2 protein-coding genes are annotated in these 1,776 nt (G+C 62.4%); both read right to left on the bottom strand.

Annotated features, from left to right (window positions below; translation table 11 throughout):
• Positions 1 to 836, bottom strand: an 836-nt coding sequence (gene mtnP / locus WBV42_RS08560; RefSeq protein ID WP_423985656.1) for an S-methyl-5'-thioadenosine phosphorylase, incomplete at its 3' end; no start/stop codon positions are given.
• Positions 837 to 1,098: 262 nt separating this feature from the next.
• Positions 1,099 to 1,776 (bottom strand): amino acid--tRNA ligase-related protein (locus WBV42_RS08555; RefSeq protein WP_423985655.1); only part of this gene is annotated, 678 nt, incomplete at its 5' end.

Genomic DNA, 1,776 nt, shown 5'->3' with positions numbered 1-1,776 from the left:
CCCGCGAGCAGATCGACTTCTTCCCGCGTTTCTTCCGGAATCGCTTCCGTCGGGGTGTTGACTGTGCCTTCGAGGGCGTGGCCACAGTCACACTCGCGCTCGTCCGGCATCGACCGGATCGCGTGTTCGACGACCTCCTTGATGGCGTCCTCGTTCTTCGCGGCGTTGTCGAGCACTTCCTCCAGCGTGACTTCGCTGTCCTCCTTCCACACGTCGTAGTCCGTGACGCCCGCCACCGTCGCGTAGCACATCTCGGCCTCACGGGCGAGTTTCGCCTCCGGAATCGCCGTCATGCCGATGATCTCGAAGCCCTGTGCGCGGTAGAACTCGCTCTCGGCGCGCGTCGAGTACTGCGGGCCTTCGATGCAGACGTACGTGCCGCCGGAGTGGTGATCCGCGTCCGTCGCCTCGGCGCTCGCGTCCGAGAGGTGCGAGACCATGTGCGGGCAGTACGGGTCGGCGAAGGGCATGTGGACGACCATGCCGTCACCGAAGAACGTCGGCGCTCGGTGTTTCGTGCGGTCGAAGATCTGATCAGGAATCACGAGCGTCTGGGGCGGCAGTTCCTCGCGGAGGCTCCCGACGGCGTTGCTCGCCAGGATCCGCTCCACGCCCAACTCCTTCAGCGCGTAGATGTTCGCCCGGTACGGCGCTTCCGTCGGCGTCTTCTGGTGTTTCGGACCGTGTCGCGGCAGGAACGCGACTTCCTTCCCGGCGATTTCGCCGATGGTGACCGGTGCGCTCGGTTCGCCAAAGGGGGTCGTCACTTCCTCTTCCCGCGTGTTTTCGAGGGGCAGTGCGTCGTAAATTCCGCTTCCGCCGATGAAGCCGATCATGACCGGTACTCGTCGTGGTACGCACCTAAACGACACGGGTTCGAGTTACGCCACGACTGGCTGGTTTTTGGTTTCGTGGACTCGATTTCGAGCGACAGATAGTTGATCAGCTGTCCATCTATTCAATTATCGACGCGGTCGGGCCTTCTTCGTACTGACTGAAATCACAACACCAAATTCGTTCCCCCAGCAAACGACGACGGTCGCTCTATTCTCGCAACGAAAAACGAAGAAAATCCGTTCGATCTCGCACCGTCTTCGCCTATGGGCTCAGACGGTGGCGATCTCGCGGGAAGAGAACGGCCTCACGAATGTTGTCCAGATCGAGCATGGTCATGACGAGGCGCTCGCCGCCGAGGCCCCACCCGGCGTGCGGGGGCATGCCGTATTTGAACATCTTCGTGTAGTAGTCGAACGCTTCGGGGTCGAGGCCCTGCTGTTCGAACCCTTCGACGAGGCGGTCGTAGCGGTGTTCACGCTGCCCACCCGAAACCAGTTCCATGCGCGGGTGCATCATGTCGAAACCGGTCGAGAGCTCGTCGTCCTCGTCCTGGTCCATGATGTAGAACGGCTTGATCTCGCTGGGCCAGTCGGTGATGAAGTAGTGGCTGCCGACGTCCTCGCCGAGCGCCTTCTCGCCCTCGGTCGGGAGGTCGTCGCCCCAGACGAGCATCTCGTCTAGCGCGCCCGTGGCGTTGATTCGCTCGATGGCCTCCTCGTAGGTGAGTCGCGGGAACTCGCCCTCGGGGATTTCGAACTCGATGTCGAGCGCGTCGAGTTCGTCCTCGCAGTTCTCGGCGACGCCCTCGTAGGCGGCCTTGACGACCGCTTCACAGGCGTCCATCGCCTCGTGGTGGTCGTAGAAGGCGCTCTCGAAGTCGATGCTGGTCGCCTCGTTCAGGTGTCGGGGCGTGTTGTGTTCCTCGGCGCGGAAGATGGG

This window comes from Haladaptatus sp. (genome assembly GCF_049589095.1).
Taxonomy (GTDB): Archaea; Halobacteriota; Halobacteria; order Halobacteriales; family Haladaptataceae; genus Haladaptatus.
Note: the sequence above shows the minus strand (reverse complement) of the source record. Positions and strands in the feature narration are given on the sequence as shown.